General features: G+C 72.5%; 3 protein-coding genes and 1 pseudogene. 3 read left to right on the plus strand and 1 reads right to left on the minus strand.

Going from position 1 to position 3,511, the window contains the following annotated elements; genetic code table 11:
- The first annotated feature begins 336 nt into the window (after window positions 1–336).
- Together AOK23_RS31055 and AOK23_RS31060 are read left to right on the plus strand one after the other, a co-directional pair.
- On the plus strand, window positions 337–1,305 hold the full coding sequence (locus AOK23_RS31055) for an expansin EXLX1 family cellulose-binding protein (RefSeq protein ID WP_055715899.1): 969 nt from the start codon (window positions 337–339) through the stop codon (window positions 1,303–1,305).
- Between the two features lie 131 nt (window positions 1,306–1,436).
- A complete protein-coding gene (locus AOK23_RS31060) occupies window positions 1,437–2,627 on the plus strand; it encodes a serine hydrolase domain-containing protein (protein ID WP_055715901.1) in 1,191 nt (396 codons plus the stop codon).
- A gap of 41 nt (window positions 2,628–2,668) precedes the next feature.
- On the opposite strand, the gene AOK23_RS31065 is transcribed toward AOK23_RS31060, so the two are convergent.
- A complete protein-coding gene (locus AOK23_RS31065) occupies window positions 2,669–3,262 on the minus strand; it encodes a DUF4291 domain-containing protein (protein ID WP_055715900.1) in 594 nt (197 codons plus the stop codon).
- A gap of 109 nt (window positions 3,263–3,371) precedes the next feature.
- On the opposite strand from AOK23_RS31065, the pseudogene AOK23_RS50530 reads away from it, so the two are divergent.
- A pseudogene (locus AOK23_RS50530) lies at window positions 3,372–3,511 on the plus strand (nuclear transport factor 2 family protein); the annotation flags it as partial.

Consider the following 3,511-nt stretch of genomic DNA (forward strand, 5'->3'; position numbering starts at 1 on the left):
GCCGGGGCATCGGCGCCGCGAGCCGCAGACAGGTCGCGGCGCCGATGCCCCGGCTTCCCCCCGTGACCACCGTGACCGTACGTGACATAACGACCTCCCTGTACCCCGGCGGCTCCGCATCTCCGCTTCTCCCGCCCGATGATCGATCATCCTATGAACACCGGTCGGCCACCAGGGCATACGCCGCTTTCGCTCGTTCCCCCACCCGGTTCACCGACCTGATGCGAAAGTGACGGCAACCTTTCCGCGCCCGGCGGCCACTGATGAGGTGTGCGCTCCCCCCACAGGAGCCCCACACGCACCATCCGTTCGCCCGAGCCAGGCAAGGACTCATCCGTGGCATCCCGTTCACACCGCTCACCGCGCCGCTCCTCCCGGCCCGGCCGACGCACCGCCCTCGTCTCCGCCGTCGCCGTGGCGGCCGTCGCACTCGTCGCGTCCCTCGTCATGGCGTTCGGCTCCGGCCGCGGGGCCGAGGGCGAGGAGGCCAGGAAGGTCACCACCACCGCCGCCGCCGACGCACCGGCGCGCGAACGGCCGACTCCGACCGGGCGTACCTCCTCGCCGTCGCCGTCCCCGAGCCCGTCGGCCTCGACGAGCGCGTCCCCCAGCCCGTCGCCGACCTCGACCGCGAAGTCCCCGAAGCCCAAGGTCACGAGCGCCCGTAGGCCGGGGTCCGGCACCGCGACCCTGGCGGGACGCATCCGCCCCAGGACCACCTACCAAGGGATCGCCACCCTCTACGACGCCGGGAACGGCGACGGCGCCTGCTCGTTCGGCCCGAGCGCCGACATGATGATCGCCGCGATGAACACCACCGACTACGAGACGTCCAGGGCGTGCGGGGCGTACGTACTGGTCCGGTCGGGCAGTGCCTCCGTCACGGTCCGGATCACCAACGAGTGCCCGGCCCCCTGCAAGCCCGGCCAGCTCGACCTCTCCACCCAGGCCTTCGCCAAGCTCGCCGATCCGTCGCGCGGCCAGATACCGATCACCTGGAGCCTGGTGAGCCCCGGCTCCTCCGACACGCTCTCCATCCGGTACAAGACCGGCTCCAGCCGGTACTGGTGCGGCATCCAGGCCATCGGCCACCGCAACCCGCTGGCCCGGCTGGAGGTGCGCACCGGCAGCGGCTGGACCGCGCTGGCCCGCACCGGGTACAACTACTTCCTCTCCGAGCGCGGCGCCGGCTGCGGCGGCGCGATCAGGATCACCGACATCTACGGGGAACAGCTGACCCTCGACGGGATCGCGCTGCGGCCCAACACCGTGCAGCCGACCCGGGTCCAGTTCGCCCGGCACTGACGCGCCCCCGGTGGGCCCCGGAAGGGGACCGGGGCCCACCGATCCGCCGGACAGAGCAAGCTCACGAGCGCACGGCCGCCGGTCCTGCCCATGCTGAGGGGGCCCGCCCCCCTATGCTCCCCGGGACCACCATGCCGCTCACCCCCCGCCCCCGTCCTCGCGCCCGTGTCCGTCTGGCGCTCGTCGCCCTGCTCGGCTCGTCCTGTCTCGGCGGCCTCCTCGCCGCTCCGGCGGCGGGTGCCGCTCCCGGCAGCGGGGACGAGCGCGCCCTGCGCCGCCAGCTCGAACAACTGGTCCACGCTCCAGGAGGGCCTCCCGGCGTCATCGTCGTCCTCCAGCGCGAGCAGCGGACCCGGGTACTGCGGGCCGGTGTCGCCGACCTGGCGACCGACCGCCCGATCCAGCCCACCGACCACATGCGGATCGCCAGTACGGCCAAGGCGTTCAGCGGTGCCGTCGCCCTCCGCCTGGTGCAGCAGGGCGCCCTCGGCCTCGACGACACGATCGGCCGCCGGCTCCCGCGACTCCCCCGCGCCTGGCGCAAGGTGACCCTCCGGCAGCTGCTGAACCACACCAGCGGGCTGCCCGACTACACCGAGGACCCGGAGTTCCTGGAACTGCTCGCCGCGGACCCGCGCCGCACCTTCGACCCGCGACGGCTGCTGGACTTCGTCGCCGACGAACCGCTGCGCTTCCGCCCGGGCTCCCGGTACCAGTACTCCAACTCGGACAACATCGCTGTGGCCCTCATGGCGGAGTCGGCCACCCAGCGGACGTACGAGGATCTGCTGCACCGCCTCGTCAACCGGCCGCTCGGCCTGCGCGACACCAGCCTCCCCCTGGGCTACGAGCTTCCGGAGCCGTACATGCACGGGTACGACGTGCGCCCGCCCGGACCGCCGGAGGACGTCAGCGAGCTGCTCAGCGCCTCCGGGGTGTGGGCGTCGGGCGGCATCGTCTCCACCCCGCGCGACCTCACGCGGTTCATCCGCGCCTACGCCGCCGGTGAACTGACGTCCCCGGCCGTACGCGAGGAGCAGCGCCGCTGGATCGAGGGCGCCTCCGAACCGGCCGGCCCCGGCCGCAACGCGGCGGGCCTGGCCATCTTCCGCTACAGCACCCGCTGCGGGGTCGTCCTGGGGCACACCGGGAACTTCCCCGGCTACACACAGCTGATGGCCGCGACGCCCGACGGACGGAAGTCGATCACCTTCTCGATCACGACACAGGTGAACAGGACGACGGACCCCGCCCTGCTGGCGCGGCTGCGCACGATCCAGGAGAACGCGGTCTGCGTCCTCCTCGGCCGCCACCACCGCTGACACCTACGGCCCGCACGACCCGTCCGACCAGTCCGGCCGGCTCAGCCGCGCAGATGCGTCGGCATCGTGTCGTCGAGCGGGTACGGCCGCTCCTCGGGCAGCAGCTCCGCCGCCCGTTCCAGCTCGCCCGCCCGGACGAGGTCGTGCACCTGCCGGGCGAGCGGGGTCACGTCCTCGATCCCGACGATCCACTCGTCGGCGTACCGGGCCGCCGCCTCGCCCGCCAGGCCCAGCTGCAACGAGCGGTACGGCAGCGGGTTCAGCCGGAGACCGCGCTCGGGGTCCCACTGCACCCGGGTGGGCGACCGGCGCAGCTCCCGCTGCCAGGCGGCCTGGCTCTCGTGCAGCTCCGGGACGTAGTGCGACAGGCAGGAGTGGCGCAGCGCCCACTCGAAGCCCTCACGGCGGATCTCGACGGCGAGCACCGTCTCCTGGCCCTCCTTCAGACCCCATCCGCAGCGGTACATCATCCAGAGGAACGAGGGCTTGATCCACGTCATCCGGTCCCGCTTCCACTCGGCCGGGAAGCGGCCGTCGCGGGCGGCCGGGCCGCCGATCCCGGGCCGGTAGGCCTGGTACACGGTGATCGTGTCCGCCGTGTGGCGGGCCCGGACCCGGAATCGGGGCTCGGTCATGTCTTCTGTTCGTTCTCGCTCGCTTTCCTTCACGGGAGCAAGATTCGATCACCACTGGCTCCGCAAGCCACCGAATATCGGCCGGTCGTATGTCGTCACCGCACGCCCCTTGGCGTGTCGCGCCCCCTGCCCCAAGACTGAACCGATGACCCAGCGTGTGGAGCTCGCGACCGTGATGGACCGGCTCGCCGTCGACGGCCTGATCACCGAGTACGCGGTGGCGGTGGACGACGGCGACTGGACGGCGTA

The sequence above is a fragment of the Streptomyces torulosus genome (genome assembly GCF_001419765.1).
Lineage (GTDB): Bacteria > Actinomycetota > Actinomycetes > Streptomycetales > Streptomycetaceae > Streptomyces > Streptomyces torulosus.